Consider the following 20,607-nt stretch of genomic DNA (forward strand, 5'->3'; position numbering starts at 1 on the left):
GAACAGGAAGACCCCATCGTGGACGCTCACTTCTCCGGACCCGACCCGGATGCCGGCGCGGGCACCGACCCCGACGACGCACTGACGTCGCCGATCGATCTGAACGCCTTCGGGGACGAGCTCGCCGGCATCGACGCCAGCGACTGGGCGGTCGACGCCGACATCATCTGGGGAGCGGAACAGGACATGCCGTCGATGGACACGGACCTCGGTCCGTCGGACGACGAGCTGCCGCTGTGACCCGCGTCGACGGCATCCGCTCTTCTCGTCGGCGGGTGCAGGAGAGTACCGTGACCACCAGGCCGTATGGGAGCGGCCTCCTGGGGGTGATCCGGTGACCGATGCGCTGACCGCGACGGCATCCGACCTGCGGAATCTGGCCGCGCTCGTCGAACAGACGACGGCGCTCACCCGGCAGCTCGGACGGGAGGACCTCACGCAGCGCCTGGAGCAGACGCGCAGCCGCCTCGAGGATCCGAACATCCGCGTCATCGTCGTCGGGCAGTTCAAGCAGGGCAAGAGCAAGCTCGTCAACGCGCTCATCAACGCGCCGGCCTGTGCCGTCGACGACGACCTGGCCACCAGCATCCCGACGTCGGTGGGCTACGCGGAGCAGGCCTCCGCCGCGCTGATCGTGCGCGAGGAGGGCCCGGGCGGGCCGACCGCGAAGCGCATCACGATCTCGCTGGAGGAGCTCGACCGGCGCCGCGACGACGCGGTCGCCGAGATCCCCGAGCTGATCGAGGCCGAGGTGCTGCTCCCGCGGGAGGTGCTCAAGGGCGGACTGCGGGTCGTCGACTCCCCGGGCGTCGGCGGGCTGGAGTCCACCCGCGCTCTGAGCACGCTCACGGCGCTCTCCTCCGCGCATGCCGTGCTGCTCGTGTCGGACGCCTCGCAGGAGTACACCGAGCCCGAGATGCAGTTCCTCCGTCACGCGATGCGGGTGTGCCCGAACGTGGCGGCCGTGCTCTCCAAGACCGACGTGTACCCGGAGTGGCGCGCGATCGAGCAGATCGACCGCGCCCACCTCGACGAGGTCGGCGGGATCCCCCTGTTCTCCGTGTCGAGCGACCTCCGCCTGCTCGCCGCCACGCAGCAGGACGGCGAGCTGAACGACGAGTCCGGCTTCCCCGGCCTCGTGCGTCACCTGCGGCGCGATGTCATCGGCCAGGCGGAGCTCGTCCAGCAGCGCGCGGCCGCCCATGACCTGCTCTCGGTCGCCGATCACCTGGCGCTCGCCGCGCAGTCCGAGCTGAGCGCCCTCCGCAATCCCGAGCAGACGCCCGAGATGATCGCGCGGCTGGAGGATGCGCGCGCCCGCGCGGAGGAGTTCCGCGGCCGCTCGTCCCGGTGGCAGGTGGCCCTCGGCGACGGCATCGCCGATCTGATCGCCGACACCGAGCACGACCTGCGCGACCGGCTGCGCAAGGTGCAGCGGGAGGCGGAGAACTCCATCGACGAGGGCGACCCGGGGCCGATCTGGGACCAGATCGCGGAATGGCTCGACCAGAGGGTGGCGACCGCGGTGTCGGAGACGTTCGTGTGGACCGATGAGCGCTCGAAGTGGCTGTGCGAGCAGGTCGCCGAGGAGTTCGCCGTCGGAGCGATCGACCTTCCCGTGATCGACGTCAGCCGCACGGAGGGCGTGCTCGACTCGGTCGAGCAGCTGCGGGTGCTCGAGGAAGGCCGCCTCAGCTCGGCGGAGAAGATCTACATCGGGGTGCGCGGTTCGTACGGCGGCGTGCTCATGGTCGGCCTGGCGAGCAGCCTCATCGGGCTCGGCCTCATCAATCCGCTGTCGCTGCTGGCCGGCGTCTTCGTCGGACGCCGGGCGTACCGCGAGGACATGTCGTCGCGGCTCCTCCGGCGGCAGATGGAGGCGAAGAACCTCGTGCGTCGCCACATCGAGGACGTGATCTTCCAGGTCGGCAAGCAGCTCAAGGACCGGCTCCGGCTCGTGCAGCGCACCGGCCGCGACTACTTCGGCGGCATCGCGGAGGAGCTGCACCGATCGCTCTCGGAATCCGTGCTGGGCGCCAAGAAGGCCGCGGCCACCTTCGAGAGCGACCGGGAGGCGCGGATCCGTCAGTTGCAGGCGCAGCTGGCGCACATCGAGCGGATGCGCGAGCAGATCCCGCGGGTGCTCGTCCAGACCCCCTCCACGGTGGCGGTGGCGCGGCCGTGAAGCGCGCCGATCTCGTCGAGAGCGCCGACCTCGTCGAGCGGGCGCGTGCGCTGTATGCGGACGATCCGATCGCGACGGCCCAGCTCGACGCACACGCCGCCCGTCTGCGCGACCCCCTGCGCCTCGCGGTGGCCGGCATGGTGAAGGCGGGCAAGTCGACGCTGCTCAACGCGCTGCTGGGTGAGCATATCGCGCCCACCGACGCGGGGGAGTGCACCCGCACGATCACCTGGTACCGGTACGCCCGCTCGCCCCGGATCACGATCCACCTCCTGGACGGCGCCGAGGTGCGGATGCCGGTGCGCCGGGACCGCGGCAGGCTGGTGCTCGATCTCGGCAGCCGCTCCGCGGAGGAGGTGGCGTGGATCGACGTGCGCTGGCCGGCCGAGTACCTGCGCTCCACCGTGCTCATCGACACCCCCGGCATCGCCTCGCTCACCGCGCACGCCTCGGCCACGTCGCGCTCGTTCCTCGTCCCGGACGACACGTCGAGCCAGGCCGACGCCATCATCTACCTGCTGCGGCACGTGCACTCCTCCGACCTCAACTTCCTCGAGGCGTTCCGCGACACCGCCGCCGGCGCCTCGCAGACGGTCAACGCGCTCGCGGTGCTGTCGCGGGCGGACGAGATCGGATCCGGGCGCATCGACTCGCTGCTGTCGGCCGCGCGCATCGCCGACCGCTACCGCCGCGACGGCGAGCTGCGGTCGCTGGCCCTCGACGTGCTCCCGGTGGCCGGGCTCCTGGCGCAGGGCGCGCGCACCCTCCGGGAGAGCGAGTTCGCGGCGTTCCGTGCGATCGCGGATCTGGAGCGCGACGCCCGCGAACGGATGCTGGTCTCGGTCGACCGGTTCGTGCGTGGCGGCGACGAGCTGAAGGTGGGCGTCGCCGACCGCCGGGCGCTGCTGGCCCGGTTCGGCATGTTCGGCGTGCGCCTCGGCGCCATGCTGGTGCGAGGAGGCGCGCTCACGGCGCCGGACCTCTCGGAGCGCATGGTGCAGCAGAGCGGCATCCTCCGGCTGCAGACGTTCGTCGGCACGCAGTTCCGCGCCCGCGCCGCCGTCCTGAAGGGGCGGGCGGTCCTGCACGGACTCGAGGCGCTGCTGCGCGAGCGGCCGGTCGTGGGCGGCGGCGAGCTGGCCGGCGACGTCGAGCGGCGCATCCTGCGCGCGCACGAGCTCCGTGAGCTCGGGCTGCTGGCGGCGATGCGCACGAGCGCCCCGTCGCTCTCGGCGGCCGACGCCCTGCAGGCGCAGCGGCTGATCGGCGGTTCGGGCACCGACCCGCTCATCCGCCTCGACCTGGGTGACGCCGTCAGCGCCGACGCGGTCCGCGACCGGGTCGCCGACCTGCTGTCGCACTGGCGCTCGCTCGCCGCCTCGCCGCTCGCGACGCGCGCGACGGCGGAGCAGTGCGGCGTCGTCGTCCGCAGCATCGAAGGGGCGGCGTCAGAGCTCGCCGCCGACGCCCGCGTCCGCCCCGCGGCGGACGTCGTGACGTCGGGCCGACCAGCGCAGAGCCGGCGGCAGCACGCTCAGCAGGAGGCCGAGCGCGAGCAGGCCGACCTCCGCCAGTAGCAGGATCTCGACGGGTCTGCCGCGTTCGCCGACCGTCACCAGCTCCCGCCCGAGCAGCAGCACCACGGCCAGGAGCAGCAGGCTGCCGAACATCCACCAGCGCATGTTCGGGCGACGGTTCGCGAATGCGACGACGAAGGCGATCTGCAGGAGCAGCGCGGCGACGAGCACCCCGAACATGCTCCAGAACACGATGTCCGCAGCGGTCTCGTAGGTGCCCTCGGCGCGCTCGGCGTCGACGCCCTCGACGATCTTCGAGATCTCGGGGAGCTGGGCCGTGCGGATCACCATGAGGTAGATCACGGCGCCCGCGCCGGCGACGAGGCTCGACACCCAGCAGACCATCGTGACCCCGACCGAGAACGGCGGCGGCTTCTTCACGATCACCGGCGCCGCCGGCTTGCCCGCCAGCGACGGGCGCGGCGGAGCCGGGGCCTTGCGTCCGGTCGGCGTGCTGCCCGTGGCGGTGCGGGCGGCTGCGTCGGCAGCCGAGACCGGCGTCGGCAGCGGATCCGCCGCCGGCTCGTTGCGCGCGATGTCAGATGTCATCATCGACCGGCATCTCGCCGGACATCGCCAGGTCGCCCTCGACGGCGTCGTCCGTCGACGACTCGACCGGCGTCTCGGTGTACGCCGGCACCGGCTCGGGAGCGGCCTCGATGGGCTCGACCGGGGCCGCCGAGGAGGAGGCGGCGGTGTCGTCGCCCCCGGCATCCGCGGTCGTGGTCGTGGTCGTGGTGGTGTTGCCGGAGTCGGTGACCGTCGTCGTCTCGGAGGCGTCGGTCGTCTGCGAGTTGTCGGTCGTCTGGTTGTAGGAGTCGTCGATCACGGTGACGTCGGTGTCGTTGCCGATGTTGACGTCGTCGCCGGCGTTGATGTTCGTGGTGTCGTTCTGCGTCTGCTCGATAGAGACGTCGTCGCCCGCGGCGATGGAGTCCTCGCCGGAGGCGACGTTGGCCTCCTGGTCGAAGATCTGCGTGACGTCGCCGCCCGCCCAGATGTTCTGGTTCGTGGACTGGTCGACGACGGTGGAGTGGTTCGTCAGCCACGCGAAGTTGTTGACGATGTTCTGGATCTCGTTGACCGCCGTGTTGGTCGTCGGGCGCACCACCGTCACCGCGGCCGGTCCCGGATCGGCGACGCGCGGCACGACGTCGGGACGATCGATCACGATCGGCGCCACGGCGCAGGCGTCCATGTGCGAGACGTCGCTGAGCCCTCGCGCGGCCAGCGCGCCCTGCGGATCCTCCTCGAACTCCGCGGCCGCGTCCGGATCACGGAGCAGGCTCAGGATGAAGTCGATGAGGGCTTCGGCGACGGTGGCGAGCGTCGTGCTCATGGTGGTCTCCTCTTGACGTCGAGTCTCGTTCTGAGACTAGGGTTCGGGGGTGCGGGTCGCGTCGGTGTCAATCCCCCCGCTTGGCCGCATCCGCTAGGGGGTACGGGGAGGGATCCCCCGTATCGTGCTGCTCCGCCGCGTGCAGCTCGGCCATGAGATGGCGGAGCTTGGCGATGAGGTCCGAGCGTGACGTCGCACCCAGCCGACGCCGGATCCGTGCGATGTGGTGCTCGGCCGTGCGCGGCGAGATGAAGATCGCCTGGCCGATCTCGGCGTAGGTCTTGCCCTGCAGCACGAGGTCGGCGACCTCGAGCTCTCGGATGCTCAGCCCGCCCCCGACGTGCCCGCGCGCCGCCGGGGTGGAGCCCGGCTCCGGCGCGGCGCTGCTCCCCTCGGCGGGGTGCAGGCGGCGGGCACAGGCCAGCAGCTGCGAGATCGCCTTGCGGTCCTCGCTGCGCGCCGCCCCGTGCCCGGCCAGCCGAGCGCCGTCCCACGCGAGGCCGACGGTGCCGAGTCCGAGGGCGGCGTGCTCCACGGCATCCGCGTCGACCGATCCCGCGAGCACCGCCGTCCAGATCTTGCCGGCGATCGCCATGCGTGCGGCGAGCGGGTTCTGCGCGGATGCCGTCACGAGCGCGCGCGCGTGCGGGGCGAGCTGCGCGGGTGCATTGCCCAGGATGCCCCGCTGCACCCCGGCCCAGTGCAGATGCGCACTCCATCCGACCGGGTCGCCGAGCCGGTGCAGGAGCGTCACGGCGTCGGCGACGTGGCGGTCGAGGGAGGCGCCGTCCTTGACACGGGCAGCGGTGACGGCGAACTCCGTGAGCGGCAGCAGGCTGAACAGATCGAACCGGGTGCGCACGAGCAGCGCGTGGGTCTTGCGCCACTCGAACTCGAGCGCCGAGGCGTCGTCGTAGCGGCGGACGGTGGAGAGCCGCAGTGCGTGGGCGAGCAGCCGGTCGCGGGGGCCGAGCGGACGGGATGCGTCCAGCGCCGCCGTGCGATGCGCCTCCGCGTCGTAGGGCCGCTCGCGCTGCAATGCCACCCACGCCGACCACAGCCGCAGGCGCGCGCGCCCCGCTCGACCGCCCTGATCACCGCGCACCGCCTCGGCGAGCACGTCGTCGGCCAGGTCGAGATCGCCCACGCCGATCGCCGCGAGCGCCGCGACGACCGCGGGGAGCTCGACGGTCGGAGTCCGCCCCCCGACCGAGGTGAAGACCTCGGAGGCCCGCACGAGATCGGGGAGCGCGGCAGCGGGTTCCGGTCCGAAGCTCTCGCGCAGACCGGAGACCAGGGCGCGGACGGCGACGTCGGTCGAGGTCGGAGCACCCGCGTCCGGCGCGGGGTCGGTCTCGAGGGCCGTGCGGTCGCCGGCGGCGAGTCCGCCGAGCACGGCGTTGAGCTCCGACACCCGGCCGGTCGCGCCGGCGGCGACGTACACCGCCCGCGCCTCCTCGGCGAGCCCCCGCTCGGCCCAGATCGCGGCGGCCGTGTCGGCCCGCGGTGCGGCGAGGGAGGGATCGGCCGCCGGCGCCGCGTCGAGCAGCGACTGCGCGCCGTCGAGGTCGCCCAGCAGGTGCAGCGCCCGTGCCTCTCCGACTCTCGCCCCGTCCGAGCCGGCGGCCGCGACGCTGCGGAACATCCGCGCGGCTCGGACGGGGTCGGTGTGCAGGACCTCCTCGGCATGGCGCAGCAGCACCTGCGCCGCGCGCGTGTCGCCCGCGGCCTGGAGCGCGGCGGCCGTGGTCGGGGCGTCCGTGACCGTCGCGGCGCCTCCCCACGCGGCGGCGAACCGGTCCGGAGGCATCGCGGAGATCACCGCGGCCTGCACGAGGGGGCACGCCCGGCCGCTGCGAGTCAGCAAGCCCTCGGCGTGGGCGGCGGCGTCGAGGTCGTCGCGCGGCGTGTGCCGGGAAGAGACGGCGGCGCTCTCGACGTACGCGCGCAGGTCCGGAGCGAGGCGGCTCAGTCGGTGCGCGACCGCGTCGAGCAGGGCGGCATCCAGATCCTCGCGGGCATCCGGTCGTCCGCATCCGCCGGCGTCGTGCAGCTGCAGGGCGGCGTGCACGAGCCAGGCGATCCCGCCGGTGCGCTCGACGATCGCGTCGACGCACAGCGGGTCGCACGCCGGATCGAGGGCGTCGCGGAGGTCGGATGCCGTCAGCGCGCCCAGCACGAGCGGTGGGCTGGACCTCTCCAGCAGGTCCACCAGGCGGTCGATCGCCGGAGTGCGGGGTCCGGACGCCACGGCGACGATCAGGCCGGCCGCCGGATCCTCGGCTCGAGTGATCAGCTGATCGAGCTCGGCCGCGGGAAGGAGGTGCGCGTCGTCGACGAGCAGCACCTCCGCGGACGCCCGCGTCGGGGCGCCCGGCATCCCCAGGGCGTCGGCGTCACGGGACGCGAGCCGACGGTCGGTCGTCCGCAGCAGCGTGGACCGCCCCGAGCCCCGCGGCCCGATGACCACGGCGCGGAGCGGGCGGTCGTCGGCCTCGAACAGCGACTCGAGCTGCTGCGCCACCCAGCGGGGCCAGAGCTCTCGGTGCGCGGCGCGGATCGCAGGGCGACTCGACACGGTACGCATGGCGATCGGTCATTCAGCCGGCGGCGGGCGCATCTGCAGGCGGCGCGGGGTCGGGAGCCGGGTCCGGAGCAGGGTCGGGCACCGGGTCCGTCGGAGGCGTCGGGTCGGTGGCCGGCGGCTGCTCCGGAGGAGTGGTCGGGTCGGCCGGGGTCTCGGTCGGCGGCTGCTCCGCCGGCTGTTCGGTGGCGGGCGGCGGAGTGTCGGGCGTCGGCGTCGGGGACGGTCCGGGCATCTCGGGCGTCGGCCCGGAGGTCGGAGCCGGCGACGAGGGGCTGCTCGGCGACGACGCCGTGCTCGGAGAGGCGTTGCTGCGGGGCGCGGCGGGCGAGGCGGACGGCGAGGTCGGCGTCGCCTTGGGCTTCGCGGGCGCCATCGGGCGCTTCGGCGCGGGCTGATCCGGTGTGCGCGGGCTGGTGCGCGGGGCGGTGCGCTCGGTCACCGGGTCGGCGACCGGTTGCAGCGCGTCCTGCAGCAGAGGGGCGTCGACGGTCTCGGGCGCCGATGCATCGGCGAAGCTGGCCCCGTCCTGGCGCGTCGCGGGCCGCATGCCGCCCGCCGCGCCGGCCCCGCCCGCGGCCGTCGGCTCGGCCGTCGCGGCGTTCCCCCCGGCGCCCAGATCGCTCGTCATCGACGCCACGGCGGGAACCGACAGCGCCCCCACCAGGGCGACGACGCCCGCGGCCGTGAAGGCCCCGACGGGAAGCCGCTGGTACCAGCGCCGCTTCGATCCGGCACCCGCCGTCGGCCGCTCCGGCGCCGCGTCCGGCTCGGCTGCCGCGTCGGTGCTCGCGGCCTCGGCCCAGGCCCCGAGGGCGAGGGCCCCGGCAGCGCCGCTCACCATGCCATGCGCCTCGGCGGCCGCCCGGGCGGCGCCCAGGGCGATGATGGCCTTCGGATCGGCGTCGATGGCGATCGGCCGGTCGAACCGCTCCGACAGCAGCTGCGCGATGCGCGGGATGCGCGACGAGCCTCCCGTCAGGAGGATCGCGTCGACGTCTCCGACGCGGACCCCGGCAGCGTCCAGCGCGTCGGCGACGACGTCGAGCGTGCGATCGATGTGCTGCTCGATCATCGACTCGAACTCGTCGCGCGTCACCCGCACCGACTTCGGCGTGCCCCCGAGCATCGTGGGGATCGTCGCCTCCGAGTCGAAGGAGAGCGACTCCTTCGCGTCGACGCATTCGCGGCGGAACGCGGCCAACGAGATGCGCGCGTCCGCCGAGGCGAGCGCATCGACGTCGGCATCCGCGAACCGCAGGGCGTGGTGCAGGATCGCGTCGTCGAAGTCGGCGCCGCCGAGGTCGTCGAGGCCGGCCGGCGAGCCGAGCAGCTCGACCTCGCCGTCACCCGTGGCGCGCACGAGTGCCACGTCGAAGGTGCCGCCGCCGAGGTCGTACACGACCACCACGCCGCCCGGTTCGAGCGGGCGCGTCGAGGCGTAATGGCGGGCCGCCGCCTCCGGCTCGGTGATGAGTTCGACGTCTCCCAGTCCCTGACGGGCCAGCGCCTGCGTCACGAGCTGCGTGCGGTACGGCCCCCAGGTCACGGGCACCGTGAGGATCGTCGAGGACGGGCGCTGTCCCTCGCGTTCGGTGACGGTCTCGACGACCCACTCCGCGAGCAGGGCGAACAGCTCCTCGGCTGCGAAGGTGCGGTCGCCGATCGCGAGGGGCACGTCGTCGCCGATCCGCCGCTTGACCTCGCGCACGAGGTGCTCGGGTTCGGTGATGCCCCGGCGTTCCGCGGCATCGCCGAACAGGAGCTCGCCGGAACCGGCGTGGATCGTGCTGGGGGCGGTGTCGGAATGTCGCCCCAGCGAAAGGGGCTGGACGAGCAGCGTGTGCTCGGGGGTCAGGCGCGCTGTCGCAGCCGCCGTCCTGCTGGTCCCCGCATCGATGGCCAGTGTGAATTGCTGCATCATCTGTTCGCGCTCCCCAGTGCGAGACATTCATTCCTCCCCAAACGGAATGATGGGTACCGGTCTAGCACGTTCCGGGAGCTTCCGCGAGAGGCTTCTGCGGCATCCTTCGCCTCTCGGTCGTGCTCTTCGCCCCGGGTGACCGGATGGGAGCGATCCCGCGGCGCGGACGGACCCGTGACACCCGCTCCACGCTCACCCGCGCGTGCTTGTCAAGGGCTGGGCCGGAGGGCCGCGGCGACCGTAGCCTGGCGGGACACGCGTCATCGTCGTGCGCGAGCCGACGATGCACCCGAGGCAAGGAGGAACGCGCATGAGCGCCGACACCGATCGCAACGACATCAGCACCGAGCCGTCGCCGGGTCCCGACGAGAACGACAACCTCGGCGCGGAGGACGGCAAGGGCGACCCGCCCACGGTCGTGCCCGCGGGCGAGGGCGACGACGAGAAGGGCGACGTCCTCGCCGAGGACCCGCGCGACGACGACTGACCCGGGTCGGGAAGACCGGGCGGGCCGGCTGAGCGGCGCTCAGTCGGCCTCCCGCTCCCGTCCGGCGCGCGCCGCGGTCTCGCGAAGGCGACGGCGGATGCGCAGCAGGATGAAGACCAGCACCAGGATGCCGATCGCACCGACCGCGAGGTTCGAGATGAGTCCGCTCCACTCCTCGAGCACGGGCCGGATCGCGGGTCCGAAGGCGAAGCCCAGCCCGATCCAGATGCCGTTCCAGGCGGCGGATCCGACGGTCGTGTACAGCACGAAGCGCACGAGGCCCATGCGCTCGATGCCGGCCGGGATCGAGATGAACGAGCGCACCAGGGGCACGCAGCGACCGAAGAGCACGGCGCCGCCGCCCCACCGGGCGAAGAACTCCTCGGCCTTGTCGAAGTCGTCATGGTCGAGCAGGGGGATGCGTCCGACGATCCGTCGTGTGCGCACGCGGCCGACGGCCGCCCCGATGGCGTACCAGATGAGCGCTCCGACCAGCCCGCCGAGCGTGGCGGCGACCCACGCTCCCCAGGCGCTCATCCGTCCGTCGTAGGCGAGGAACCCGGCGACGGGCAGGATCGCCTCGGAGGGGATCGGCGGCACGAACGTCTCGATCAGCACGGCGAGCCCGACGCCGACCTCGCCGAGCGACTCGATGAGGCTCAGCACCCACCCGACGAAGCCCTCGTATTCGGGGGAGGCGGATGCGGCGAGGGCGGGGCTGACGTGGCTCATCGTGTCCTCTGGGGGTAAGGGATCGCGGTGGTCACGTGCACGGTACCGCGCTCGCCTGGGAGTTCCGCCAGACTGGGCACTGGTACCGCGGTACCAGTCGGCCGCCCGGAGTTCCCTCGCGAGACGGACGCGACGCGCGTCCCGCGTGCCTAGCGTGGAGAGCACGGGGATCGTCCCCGTCCTGTAGTGGAGGACACACATGATCGAGGCTCACGCGCTGACCAAGCGCTACGGCAGCAAGACCGCGGTCGGAGGCATCGACTTCTCCGTCCAGCCCGGCCGCGTCACCGGTTTCCTCGGCCCCAACGGCGCCGGGAAGTCGACCACCATGCGGATGATCGTGGGGCTCGACCGGCCGACCAGCGGCAGCGTGACCGTCAACGGCAAGCCCTACGCCGAGCACCGCGCCCCGCTGCGCGAGGTCGGCGTCCTGCTCGACGCGAAGGCCGTGCACACCGGCCGCAGCGCCTACAACCACCTGCGCGCCCAGGCCGCGACGCACGGCATCGGCCGCCGCCGGGTCGACGAGGTCATCGCCCTCACCGGACTCGAGAGCGTGGCCCGCAAGCGCGTCGGCGGGTTCTCGCTCGGCATGGGCCAGCGCCTGGGGATCGCCTCGGCGCTGCTCGGCGACCCGCAGACGCTCATCCTCGACGAGCCGGTCAACGGCCTCGACCCCGAGGGTGTCACGTGGGTGCGACAGCTCGTGCGCGGGCTCGCCGCCGAGGGGCGGACGGTCCTGCTGTCGTCGCACCTCATGAGCGAGATGTCGCAGACCGCGGACCACATCATCGTGCTGGGCCGCGGTCACGTGCTCGCCGACGCCCCCGTCGCCGAGATCATCGCGGGAGCCGGCGGGCAGACCGTCCGCGTGCGCACCCCGCGCCCCGACCTCCTCGCTTCGGCCCTGCCGGGCATCGTCGGCACGCAGCTGCCGGACGGGGCGATCAGCCTGCAGGGCGTCACGGCCGAGCAGGTCGGAGATGCGGCGGCTGAGGCGGGCGTCGCCCTGCACGAGCTCACGCCCGTCTCGAGCTCGCTCGAGGAGGCGTACCTCGCCCTCACCCAGGACGAGGTGGAGTACCGGGCCGGCGGGGTCCCGGCCGAGACCACGACGGGAGCCGCCCGATGAGCACCGCGACCGCCTCCGCCCCGGCATCCGTCTCTCCCGATGCCCGCGTGCGCCTGACCGGGGTGCTGCGCTCCGAATGGATCAAGTTCACGAGCCTGCGCTCCACGTTCTGGACGACCGCCGTCATCCTCGTGCTGTGGGTCGGGCTCGCCACGATCCTCGCCGCCTCCGCGGACTTCGGCGGCATGCCCGACGACGAGGCGCTGCGCCAGTACCTGGCCGTGTTCCCGGCGACGCTGGGCGTGCAGGTCGGCATCCTCGTCGCCGGCATCCAGGGCGTGCTGGCGTTCTCGGGCGAGTACTCGACCGGGCAGATCCGCTCGAGCCTCGCCGCCGTGCCGCGTCGCCTGCCGGTGCTCGCCGCCAAGTCGGTCGTCGTCTTCGTGTGGACGTTCTTCGTCAGCCTCGTCGGGGTCTTCGCCTCGTGGGCGGTCGCGAAGCTGCTGCTCGAGGCCAAGGGCTACGCGACGCAGTTCGACGTCGAGGTGCTGACGGCGCTGTTGGGGGCGCCGCTGTTCGTCGCGCTCGTCGCCCTGTTCGGCGTCGGCATCGGCGCCCTCGTGCGCTCCGGTGCGGGCGGCATCACGATCGTGGTGGGCGTCGTGCTGGCGCTGCCGACGGTGGTGCTGCTGCTCAGCGGGTTCCTCGACTGGGTGGGCGACCTCGCCCCCTACCTGATGACCGACGCGGGCTCCGCCCTCACGGCCATCCCGGGCAACCCGATGTTCGGCGATCCGGCGCTGGGTCCGGCCGAGGGTCTGCTCACGCTCGCCGTCTGGGCGGCCGTGTCGCTGGCCGCGGGAGCCTTCGCCCTGAAAGGGCGGGACGCCTGAGCACTCGACGGAACGGGAGGTCCCCGGTCGCCGCGGCGTCCGGGGACCTTCCCCTGCCCAAGCCGCCGGGCGGTTTCCGCACCTGGCTGCAACGGCATCCGCGCGTGGTCGACGTCCTCGTCGTGCTGGCCTACGCCCTGCCCACGCTCGCGGGCGCGGTGGCCGGCTCCTGGTACTCGGTCTCGGAGGGGGCGACCCTCGTGTGGGCGTTGCCCGTGCCGCAGGCGTGGGCAGCGCTGACCGCGGTGGTCGTGGTGGCCGCGATCGTCGCGACCGCGTTCCGGCGCTCGCACCCGTGGCTGCTCTTCGCGGTCGGCTGCGCGCTGATGACGGTGCCGCTGCCGATCCCGACGGTCACCGAGATCCTGCCGCTGCTGATCGCCCTGTACGCGCTGGGCGCCTACCGCTCGTCGCGCGCGGCCTGGACCGGGTTCGGCATCGGCTCCGCCGCCGCGGCGGTCGGGGCGGCCCTCGGATCCCGCGCGCAGGTGCTGCTGCTCGCCGAGTTCGACGCCGCCTCGATCTCGGAGATGCTCACGAGCTTCGTCTCGGCGGCGATCCTGCTGCTCGTCGCGACGCTCATCGGCACGAGCGTCGGCGGTCGCCGGCGGTACACGCAGGCGCTCATCGACCGCGCCGAGCGGCTGGCCGTCGAGCGCGACCAGCAGGCGGTGATCGCCGCGGCGCAGGAGCGAAACCGCATCGCGGGGGAGATGCACGACGTCATCGCGCACAGCGTCTCGGTGATGATCGCGCTGTCCGATGGAGCGGCCGCCGCATCCCGAGCCCGCCCGGAGGAGGCCGCGGAGACGATGCGCGAGGTCGGTGAGACCGGGCGACGCACCCTCGCCGAGGTGCGCCGACTGCTCGGGGTGCTGCACGAGGCCGACGGCACGGCGGCGGAGCGGATGCCGCAGCCCGGCGCCCACCAGCTGACGGAGCTCGTCGACGGCTTCCGTGCGGCGGGCGTCGACGTGGCCTTCCGCACGAGCGGCGAGCCCACCGCCGACCCCTCGCTCGGGCTCGTCGTCTACCGCCTGCTGCAGGAGTCGCTCACCAACGCGCTGCGGTACGCCGGCGGGGCTCCGGTCTCGGTCGACGTGCACTGGTCGGCGTACGGTGTGGGTCTCGAGGTGATCGACGCGGGGCCGGGCGCGGGGCAGCCGTCGCAGGGCGCCGGACGCGGTCTGGTCGGGTTGCACGAGCGCGCCGCGCTCTACGGCGGTACGGTCGACGCGGGGCCGCGACCCGAGGGCGGCTGGGCCGTCCGCATCCGGCTCGGGAACGAGGGGAACGCATGACCGACGACATCCGCGTGATGCTGGTGGACGATCAGCAACTGGTGCGCCGCGGCTTCCGCATGGTGCTCGAGGCCGAGGACGGGATCGTCGTCGTCGGCGAGGCGGGCGACGGCCAGGCGGCGGTCGAGGCGGCGCGCGCGCACCGACCCGACGTGGTCCTCATGGACGTGCGGATGCCGGGGATGGACGGCATCCGCGCCACCGAGCTCATCACCGCGATGCAGCCGGGATGCCGCGTCATCGTGCTCACGACGTTCGACCTCGACGAGTACGCCTTCGGGGGCCTGCAAGCCGGTGCCAGCGGGTTCCTGCTGAAGGACGCCCGGCCGAGCGAGCTCGTCGACGCGATCCGGGCCGTGCACCGCGGCGACGCGGTCGTCGCGCCGCGCGTCACCGCTCGCCTCGTGGAGCTCGCCGCCCCCGCGCTCGCCCGCACGCGACCGACCGAGCAGGACCGGCTCGACGTGCTCAGCGAGCGCGAGCGCGAAGTCTTCCGCCTCATGGCCGAAGGGGCCACCAACGCCGAGATCGCCGAGCGCCTGTTCGTGTCGGAGTCGACCGTGAAGACCCACGTCGGCAAGGTGCTCCGCGGGCTCGGCCTGCGCGACCGGGTGCAGGCCGTGATCCTCGCCTACGAGATCGGCGCGGTCGGGTCGTAGCGCCCCGGCCCTGGTCGGCCGCTCCCCGTCGGCACGGCGTGGCGCGGCACTTCGTCATGCCTGCCGTATCGGCTGCGGCGCGGTGCCCGTCGGCGGTGGGCGCATGTTTCGATCTCGTTTCCATCGCGAAAACTGCGGTATGAAGTCTTGACCTGTTGTCCGACATCGGCGTATGTTGCTAGGCAACCTCCTCATCGGAGGTTCTTGCCGTCGGAGGTCGTCGACGGCACTCACACACACAGCATCGGCGTCCTGCCGAGCGCCCAGCCAGGAACGGAGTGGTTCATGCAGAGGTATTCACGAAACGCGCGGCGAGCCATCGGCCTCGCCGCCATCAGCGCGGTCGCGCTCGGAACCGTCGCCTGTTCCGGGGGCGGCGAGGGCGGCGGTTCGGATGGAGGCAAGACCACGATCACGGTCGCTGCGGTCTCCAACCCCCAGATCGAGGACCTCCAGTCGCTCGCGAAGGAGTTCGAGGCGGAGCACGAGAACATCTCGGTGAAGTTCTCGATCCTTCCGGAGTCGCAGCTGCAGGACAAGGTCACGCAGGACATCGCCACCAAGAGCGGTCAATACGACGCCGTGATGCTCGGCCCGGACCAGGCGACCGTCTGGGCGCAGAACGGGTGGATCACCAACCTGTCCGAGTACGCCGACGCCGAGGACAGCGACTACGACGTGGAGGATCTCATCCCCTCCGTCCGCGAGGCGCTCTCGACCGACGGCAACCTCTACGCGGTCCCCTTCTACTCCGAGGGCGCATTCCTCACCTATCGCAAGGACCTGTTCGAGGCGGCCGGCCTCACGATGCCCGCGCAGCCCACGTGGACCGACATCCTCGGCTTCGCGGAGGCGCTGAACAAGCCGGGTGAGATGGCCGGCATCTGCCTGCGCGGTGCGCCCACCTCGGGTGCGCAGATGGTCTACACGACCATGATCGACTCGTTCGGCGGCGCCTGGTACGACATGGACTGGAACAGCACGCTCGACGCGCCCGAGGCCAAGGAGGCGATGTCGACCTACCTCCAGCTGCAGGAGTACGGCGTCGCCGGGTCGACCGCGGTCGACTTCCCCGAGTGCCTGAACGCGTACGCACAGGGTCAGGCAGCCATGTGGTACGACGCGACCGTCGGCGCGACCGTCATCGAGGACCCGGAGAGCAGCACGGTCGTGGGCAAGAGCGGGTACGCGCCGGGCCCGGTCGAGGTCACCGAGGCCGCGGACTGGTTCTGGGCCTGGTCGTTCGCCGTTCCCGACACCTCCGCCAACAAGGACGCCGCGTGGGAGTTCATCAGCTGGGCCACGTCCAAGGACTACGCGCAGCTCGTCGGCTCGGAGCTCGGCTGGCTCCACGTCCCGCCCGGGACCCGCACCTCGACGTACGAGATCCCCGAGTACCAGGAGGCGACGGCCGCGTTCGGCCAGGAGACGCTCCAGGTCATCGGCGCCGTCGACATCAAGGACCCGGGTACGGAGCCGCGTCCGTACGTCGGCGGAGGCTGGCTCGCGCTGCCCGAGGGGCAGAGCCTGCAGATCATGCTCGCGCAGGAGATCTCCGCCGCGCTCGCCGGATCGCAGTCGGTCGACGAAGCGCTCGCGAACGCCGCCGAGAAGGCGGATGCCGCGGCCGTCGAAGCAGGACGCCAGAAGTAATCGGATCAGCGGCCCGGGGGTTCGCCCCCGGGCCGCACGGCAGGAAGGCCGGGATCGGTGACGATCGCGAAAGACACCCTCGACCAGCAGGACCTCGACAGGACGTCGACGATCGCGATGAAGAAGCAGGGATCCGGAAGGGCGGGCGATCGGTGGAAGCGCCGGGCGCCGCTGCTTCCGGCGCTGGTCTTCGCGATCGTCATCACACAGCTGCCCTTCCTCCTCACGATCTGGTACAGCCTCCAGTCGTGGAACCTGCTGCGCGATCCGGCGCCGAGATTCGTCGGCCTGCAGAACTTCACGCTGGCCTGGACCAGCGAGCCCTTCCGCGACGCCATCGTCGTGACCCTGGTGTTCACGGTCAGCGCGGTCGTGCTCTCCGTCGTCGTGGGCCTGCTGCTGGCGCTGCTCGTGCACCGCCAGTTCCTCGGGCGCGGCATCGTCCGCACACTGCTGATCACGCCCTTCCTGGTCATGCCCGCGGCGGCGGCCCTGGTCTGGAAGACGAGCTTCTTCAATCCGAACTTCGGGCTGATCAACTGGTTCCTGGGACTGTTCGGCATCGACGGCCCGAACTGGCTCAGCGAGATGGCAGGTCCATCGATCGTCTTCGTGATGGTCTGGCAATGGGCGCCCTTCATGATGCTGATCCTGCTGGCCGGGCTGCAGTCCCAGCCGGAGGACGCGCTCGAGGCCGCGCGCGTCGACGGCGCGAACGGCTTCCAGATCTTCCGATTCCTGACCGTGCCGCACCTGCGCCGCTATATCGAGCTCGGTACGGTGCTCGGATCGATCTTCATCCTGCAGACCTACGACACGGTCTTCATGATGACCAACGGCGGTCCCGGCCGCAGCACCACGAACCTGCCGTTCTTCCTCTACCAGACGGCTTTCCGCACCTTCGAGATCGGTCAGGCCGCGGCGCTCGGCATCGTGGTCGTCATCTTCACCATCATCCTCTCGACGTTCGCGCTGCGGACGTTCGCCAAGGTGTTCAAGGAGGCGCGATGACCACCCTCGCCCTGCGTCCTGCCCGTCGCCGAAGCCGTGGACGGATCGGCGCCTCCGCGCTCACCGTCCTCACGTGGATCGTGGCGCTGCTGTTCTTCCTGCCCGTCGCGTGGATGTTCCTCACCGGGTTCAAGCAGGAGGTCGACGCGTCCAGTGCCACGCCGAAACTGTTCTTCGAGCCGACCCTCGACCAGTTCGTCAAGGTCTTCGATCGGGGCATCGAGCTCTACCTGCTGAACTCGGTGCTCGCCTCCGGCATCTCGCTGATCCTGGTGCTGCTCCTCGCGGTCCCGGCCGGCTACGCGCTGTCCATCCGGCCGGTGCGCAAGTGGCAGGACGCGATGTTCTTCTTCCTGTCGACGCGCTTCCTCCCGCTCGCCGCCGCCGTGGTGCCCATCTATCTGATCGCCCGCGACACGAAGATGCTCGACAACATCGTGACGCTGATCATCCTGTACACGGCGATGAACCTGCCGCTCGCGATCTGGATGATCCAATCGTTCATGTCGGAGATCCCCTTGGAGATCCTCGAGGCCGCCAGCCTCGACGGCGCCGGATTCGTGACGTCCATGCGGCGGATCATCCTGCCGCTGCTCATGCCGGGGATCGCGGCCACGCTCGTGATCTGCTTCATCTTCACCTGGAACGAGTTCTTCCTCGCCGTGAGCCTCACGAGCACGAAGGCCGCGACGGTGCCCGTGTTCCTCGTCGGCTTCGTGTCGAGCGAGGGCCTCTTCGCCGCGCAGCTCTCGGCTGCCGCGGCTCTCGCCACCCTGCCCGTGCTGCTGGCGGGGTGGTTCGCGCAGGACAAGCTGATTCGTGGATTGACGATGGGAGCAGTGAAATGAAGGCAGTGGTGCTCACCGAGCCCGGCTCATTCGAGATCGCCGAGGTCCCGGATCCGACGCCGGGCCGCACGGAGGTCGTGGTCGAGGTCGCCGCGTCGGGCATCTGCGGAACCGACGTGCACCTGCTGCACGGCCTGTATGCGGACGCGATGCCGACCATCCCCGGTCACGAGTTCTCCGGCCGCGTCGTCGAGGTCGGGGCGGACGTGCGATCGCTCAAGGTCGGCGACACGGTCGCTGCCGATCCCAACCTGCCGTGCATGAGCTGCCTGCAGTGCCAGCGCGGCAAGGTGAACCTCTGCGAGAACTACCTCGCCCTCGGGATCAACCGGGACGGGTCCGCGGCCCAGTACGTCGCCGTGCCGGAGGCGGTGTGCGTGCGGCTGCCCGGGCCCGACCTGAACGCCGCGCTCATCGAGCCGCTGTCATGCGCCGTGCACGCCTACGACGTCATCGCCGACGTCTCCCTCGGCTCCCGCGCGCTGCTCTACGGAGCCGGGACCATGGGGCTGATGATGCTGAGGCTCGCGCGCATCGCCGGACTCGCCGAGGTGGGGGTCGTCGACCTGAACACCGCCAAGCTCTCCGAGGCGGAGCGCCTCGGAGCCGCCGGCACCGCCACCTCGGCGGCGGAGCTCGGGGACGAGCCCTGGGACCTGGTGATCGACGCGACGGGAGCGCCCGGAGCGATCACCGACGGCATCGCGCGCGTCCGGGCCGGCGGCACCTTCCTCCAGTTCGGCATCTCGGATCCGAAGAACCGCATCGAGATCTCGCCCTACGAGATCTTCGAGCGCGAGCTCAGCATCCGCGGCGCCGTCCGCCCGCGGTTCTCCTTCGAGCGCGCGGCTCGTCTGTACGACAGCGGGCTCATCGACCCGGGCGTGTTCGTCTCCGACGTGATGCCGCTCGACGATTATGGGAAGGCGCTGGACATGTTCGTGGCCGGCGAGAGCAGAAAGATCCTGGTGACTCCGAATGACTGAGAACAGCACGGTGGACGTGGCGACGGCGATCGACGCGGCGGTCGCGGCACGGCAGGACGAGGCGCTCGCGCTGCTCTCACGGCTGGTGGCCACCCAGAGCGTCAACCCACTGCAGCCGGGCATCGACGGCGAGCAGTACCTCGGAGGTGAGGCGGCGGCGAATGCGGTCGTCGACGAGGCGCTGCGGGAGCTCGGACTCGAGACCGAGAAGGTCGCGGTCGACGAGCGGCGCCCGAATGTGGTCGGCATCCGCCGCGGCACCGGTGGCGGACGCTCCCTCGCCTTCAACGCCCATATCGACACTGTCGCCCCGCAGTCCGACACGGCATGGAAGCCCGAGGTGCGCGACGGTCGGCTGTACGGCCTCGGCGCCACCGACATGAAGGGCGGGCACGCCGCCGTCTGGCTCGCCCTCGCCGCGATCGAGGACCTGGGCGTTCGGCTCTCCGGCGACGTGCACGTGCACTCGGTCGTCGGTGAGGAGACCATGAGCCACGAGCTCGGCACGACGGCGGTGCTCCGGGCGGGGCATCGGACGGATGCCGTCGTCGTCGCGGAGCCCACCTCGAGCGCCGAGGTGCCTGGGCGGATCTTCAACTCCGCCGCAGGGAACTACCTCTTCGCCGTCACCCTCACCGGGCGATCCACGCACTGGGTCAACCGACCGCGCGCCATCCGGGCCGGGGGCGAGGGTGACACGATCGGCGTGAACGCCGCCGACAAGGCGGTGTACATCTATCAGGCGATGCGTCAGCTCGAGGAGCAGTGGGCCTTCTCGAAGTCTCACCCCGCCTTCCCGCCGGGGTCGTTCATCATCCACCCGGGAGTGCTCCGTGCGGATGTCGGATTCCCCGCGGCGCCGTACTTCCCCGACCGTGCGCGCATCGATTACCTGCTCTCCTTCCCGCCGGGGGAGCGCGCGGAGGACGTCCGCGCTGAAGTGGAGCAGCACATCCGCCTCGCCTGCGCGATGGACCCATGGCTGCGCGAGCACCCCGTCGAGTTCGAGTGGATCGACACCTGGCCGCCGAGCTACAGCGCCCCGGATTCGGAGTTCGTGCAGGCGGCGCTCCGTGCGCGCCAGGGGGTGTCGGAGAGCGACCCCGGCGTCCCGGCCGTGCCCGGGGTGGAGACCGGCAGCTACCAGTCGGACTCGGCGTTCTACGAGGCTCAGGGGGTGCCCGCGATCGTGTGCGGTCCTGGCGACATCACCTGCGCCCACGCGCCCGAGGAGTGGGTCGACGTCGACGCCGTCGCGCTGCTCGCGAGGACCTATGCTCGATTGATCCTGGAGTGGTGCGCCTGACCTTGGCGTGCCGCAGACTTCGGGGCTAGTCTGACAAGAATGTCTCGTGT

General features: G+C 71.8%; 17 protein-coding genes. 13 read left to right on the forward strand and 4 right to left on the reverse strand.

What is annotated here, in order from left to right; genetic code table 11:
• Positions 1-18 precede the first annotated feature (18 nt).
• The 3 genes from AB3M82_RS10125 (at position 19) to AB3M82_RS10135 (ending at position 3,762) form a co-directional block, all read left to right on the forward strand.
• Positions 19-240: a hypothetical protein gene (locus AB3M82_RS10125; RefSeq protein WP_412957595.1), complete on the forward strand. Its 222-nt coding sequence runs from the start codon at positions 19-21 to the stop codon at positions 238-240.
• A gap of 94 nt (positions 241-334) precedes the next feature.
• On the forward strand, positions 335-2,185 hold the full coding sequence (locus tag AB3M82_RS10130) for a dynamin family protein (RefSeq protein WP_412957597.1): 1,851 nt from the start codon (positions 335-337) through the stop codon (positions 2,183-2,185).
• On the forward strand, positions 2,182-3,762 hold the full coding sequence (locus AB3M82_RS10135; RefSeq protein WP_412957599.1) for a dynamin family protein: 1,581 nt from the start codon (positions 2,182-2,184) through the stop codon (positions 3,760-3,762). The genes AB3M82_RS10130 and AB3M82_RS10135 overlap by 4 nt, the downstream gene beginning before the upstream one ends.
• Before the next feature lie 538 nt (positions 3,763-4,300).
• Here AB3M82_RS10135 and AB3M82_RS10140 read toward each other — a convergent pair.
• The 3 genes from AB3M82_RS10140 to AB3M82_RS10150 form a co-directional block, all read right to left on the reverse strand.
• A complete protein-coding gene (locus tag AB3M82_RS10140) occupies positions 4,301-5,101 on the reverse strand; it encodes an IniB N-terminal domain-containing protein (protein ID WP_412957601.1) in 801 nt (266 codons plus the stop codon).
• Positions 5,102-5,168: 67 nt separating this feature from the next.
• Entirely contained in the window at positions 5,169-7,679 is a 2,511-nt protein-coding gene (locus AB3M82_RS10145; protein ID WP_412957602.1) for a LuxR C-terminal-related transcriptional regulator, read from the reverse strand.
• A 22-nt stretch (positions 7,680-7,701) separates the two neighbouring features.
• Positions 7,702-9,609 (reverse strand): Hsp70 family protein, encoded by a 1,908-nt coding sequence (locus AB3M82_RS10150; protein WP_412957604.1) that lies wholly within the window; start codon positions 9,607-9,609, stop codon positions 7,702-7,704.
• Positions 9,610-9,919: 310 nt separating this feature from the next.
• Between AB3M82_RS10150 and AB3M82_RS10155 the strand changes: the two genes are divergently transcribed.
• The gene (locus AB3M82_RS10155; protein WP_412957605.1) at positions 9,920-10,096 is read left to right on the forward strand and encodes a hypothetical protein; all 177 of its coding nucleotides are present in this window, start codon (positions 9,920-9,922) and stop codon (positions 10,094-10,096) included.
• A gap of 39 nt (positions 10,097-10,135) precedes the next feature.
• On the opposite strand, the gene AB3M82_RS10160 is transcribed toward AB3M82_RS10155, so the two are convergent.
• Entirely contained in the window at positions 10,136-10,828 is a 693-nt protein-coding gene (locus AB3M82_RS10160; protein WP_412957607.1) for a DedA family protein, read from the reverse strand.
• Between the two features lie 199 nt (positions 10,829-11,027).
• Between AB3M82_RS10160 and AB3M82_RS10165 the strand changes: the two genes are divergently transcribed.
• From AB3M82_RS10165 to AB3M82_RS10205, 9 genes are all read left to right on the forward strand, one after another.
• Entirely contained in the window at positions 11,028-11,960 is a 933-nt protein-coding gene (locus AB3M82_RS10165) for an ABC transporter ATP-binding protein (RefSeq protein ID WP_412957608.1), read from the forward strand.
• Entirely contained in the window at positions 11,957-12,793 is an 837-nt protein-coding gene (locus AB3M82_RS10170; RefSeq protein ID WP_412957610.1) for an ABC transporter permease, read from the forward strand. The genes AB3M82_RS10165 and AB3M82_RS10170 overlap by 4 nt, the downstream gene beginning before the upstream one ends.
• Positions 12,794-12,897: 104 nt before the next feature.
• Positions 12,898-14,094 carry a sensor histidine kinase gene (locus AB3M82_RS10175; protein WP_412957612.1) on the forward strand — a complete coding sequence of 399 codons (1,197 nt, stop codon included), beginning with the start codon at positions 12,898-12,900 and terminating at the stop codon, positions 14,092-14,094.
• Positions 14,091-14,753 (forward strand): response regulator, encoded by a 663-nt coding sequence (locus AB3M82_RS10180; RefSeq protein ID WP_412957614.1) that lies wholly within the window; start codon positions 14,091-14,093, stop codon positions 14,751-14,753. The genes AB3M82_RS10175 and AB3M82_RS10180 overlap by 4 nt, the downstream gene beginning before the upstream one ends.
• Before the next feature lie 285 nt (positions 14,754-15,038).
• Complete coding sequence (locus AB3M82_RS10185; protein WP_412957616.1) at positions 15,039-16,406, forward strand: ABC transporter substrate-binding protein; 1,368 nt, start codon at positions 15,039-15,041, stop codon at positions 16,404-16,406.
• A gap of 57 nt (positions 16,407-16,463) precedes the next feature.
• Positions 16,464-17,417, forward strand: a complete 954-nt coding sequence (locus AB3M82_RS10190; protein WP_412957617.1) for a carbohydrate ABC transporter permease — start codon at positions 16,464-16,466, stop codon at positions 17,415-17,417.
• Positions 17,414-18,265, forward strand: a complete 852-nt coding sequence (locus AB3M82_RS10195; protein ID WP_412957619.1) for a carbohydrate ABC transporter permease — start codon at positions 17,414-17,416, stop codon at positions 18,263-18,265. The genes AB3M82_RS10190 and AB3M82_RS10195 overlap by 4 nt, the downstream gene beginning before the upstream one ends.
• Positions 18,262-19,251, forward strand: a complete 990-nt coding sequence (locus AB3M82_RS10200; protein WP_412957621.1) for a zinc-dependent alcohol dehydrogenase family protein — start codon at positions 18,262-18,264, stop codon at positions 19,249-19,251. Before AB3M82_RS10195 ends, AB3M82_RS10200 begins: the two co-directional genes overlap by 4 nt.
• Positions 19,244-20,557, forward strand: coding sequence for a M20 family metallopeptidase (locus AB3M82_RS10205; RefSeq protein ID WP_412957624.1), 1,314 nt, complete (start codon positions 19,244-19,246; stop codon positions 20,555-20,557). Before AB3M82_RS10200 ends, AB3M82_RS10205 begins: the two co-directional genes overlap by 8 nt.
• Positions 20,558-20,607 lie beyond the last annotated feature (50 nt).

The organism is Microbacterium californiense (assembly GCF_047246625.1).
Taxonomy (GTDB): Bacteria; Actinomycetota; Actinomycetes; order Actinomycetales; family Microbacteriaceae; genus Microbacterium.

What these genes read in the sequence shown, in the direction of transcription:
- AB3M82_RS10200 (WP_412957621.1), top strand. Translation starts at nt 18,262, where the DNA reads ATGAAGGCAGTGGTGCTCACCGAGCCCGGCTCATTCGAGATCGCCGAG.
- AB3M82_RS10205 (WP_412957624.1), top strand. Translation starts at nt 19,244, where the DNA reads ATGACTGAGAACAGCACGGTGGACGTGGCGACGGCGATCGACGCGGCG.
- AB3M82_RS10185 (WP_412957616.1), top strand. Translation starts at nt 15,039, where the DNA reads ATGCAGAGGTATTCACGAAACGCGCGGCGAGCCATCGGCCTCGCCGCC.
- AB3M82_RS10170 (WP_412957610.1), top strand. Translation starts at nt 11,957, where the DNA reads ATGAGCACCGCGACCGCCTCCGCCCCGGCATCCGTCTCTCCCGATGCC.
- AB3M82_RS10155 (WP_412957605.1), top strand. Translation starts at nt 9,920, where the DNA reads ATGAGCGCCGACACCGATCGCAACGACATCAGCACCGAGCCGTCGCCG.
- AB3M82_RS10195 (WP_412957619.1), top strand. Translation starts at nt 17,414, where the DNA reads ATGACCACCCTCGCCCTGCGTCCTGCCCGTCGCCGAAGCCGTGGACGG.
- AB3M82_RS10180 (WP_412957614.1), top strand. Translation starts at nt 14,091, where the DNA reads ATGACCGACGACATCCGCGTGATGCTGGTGGACGATCAGCAACTGGTG.
- AB3M82_RS10160 (WP_412957607.1), bottom strand. Translation starts at nt 10,828, where the DNA reads ATGAGCCACGTCAGCCCCGCCCTCGCCGCATCCGCCTCCCCCGAATAC.
- AB3M82_RS10150 (WP_412957604.1), bottom strand. Translation starts at nt 9,609, where the DNA reads ATGATGCAGCAATTCACACTGGCCATCGATGCGGGGACCAGCAGGACG.
- AB3M82_RS10165 (WP_412957608.1), top strand. Translation starts at nt 11,028, where the DNA reads ATGATCGAGGCTCACGCGCTGACCAAGCGCTACGGCAGCAAGACCGCG.
- AB3M82_RS10140 (WP_412957601.1), bottom strand. Translation starts at nt 5,101, where the DNA reads ATGAGCACGACGCTCGCCACCGTCGCCGAAGCCCTCATCGACTTCATC.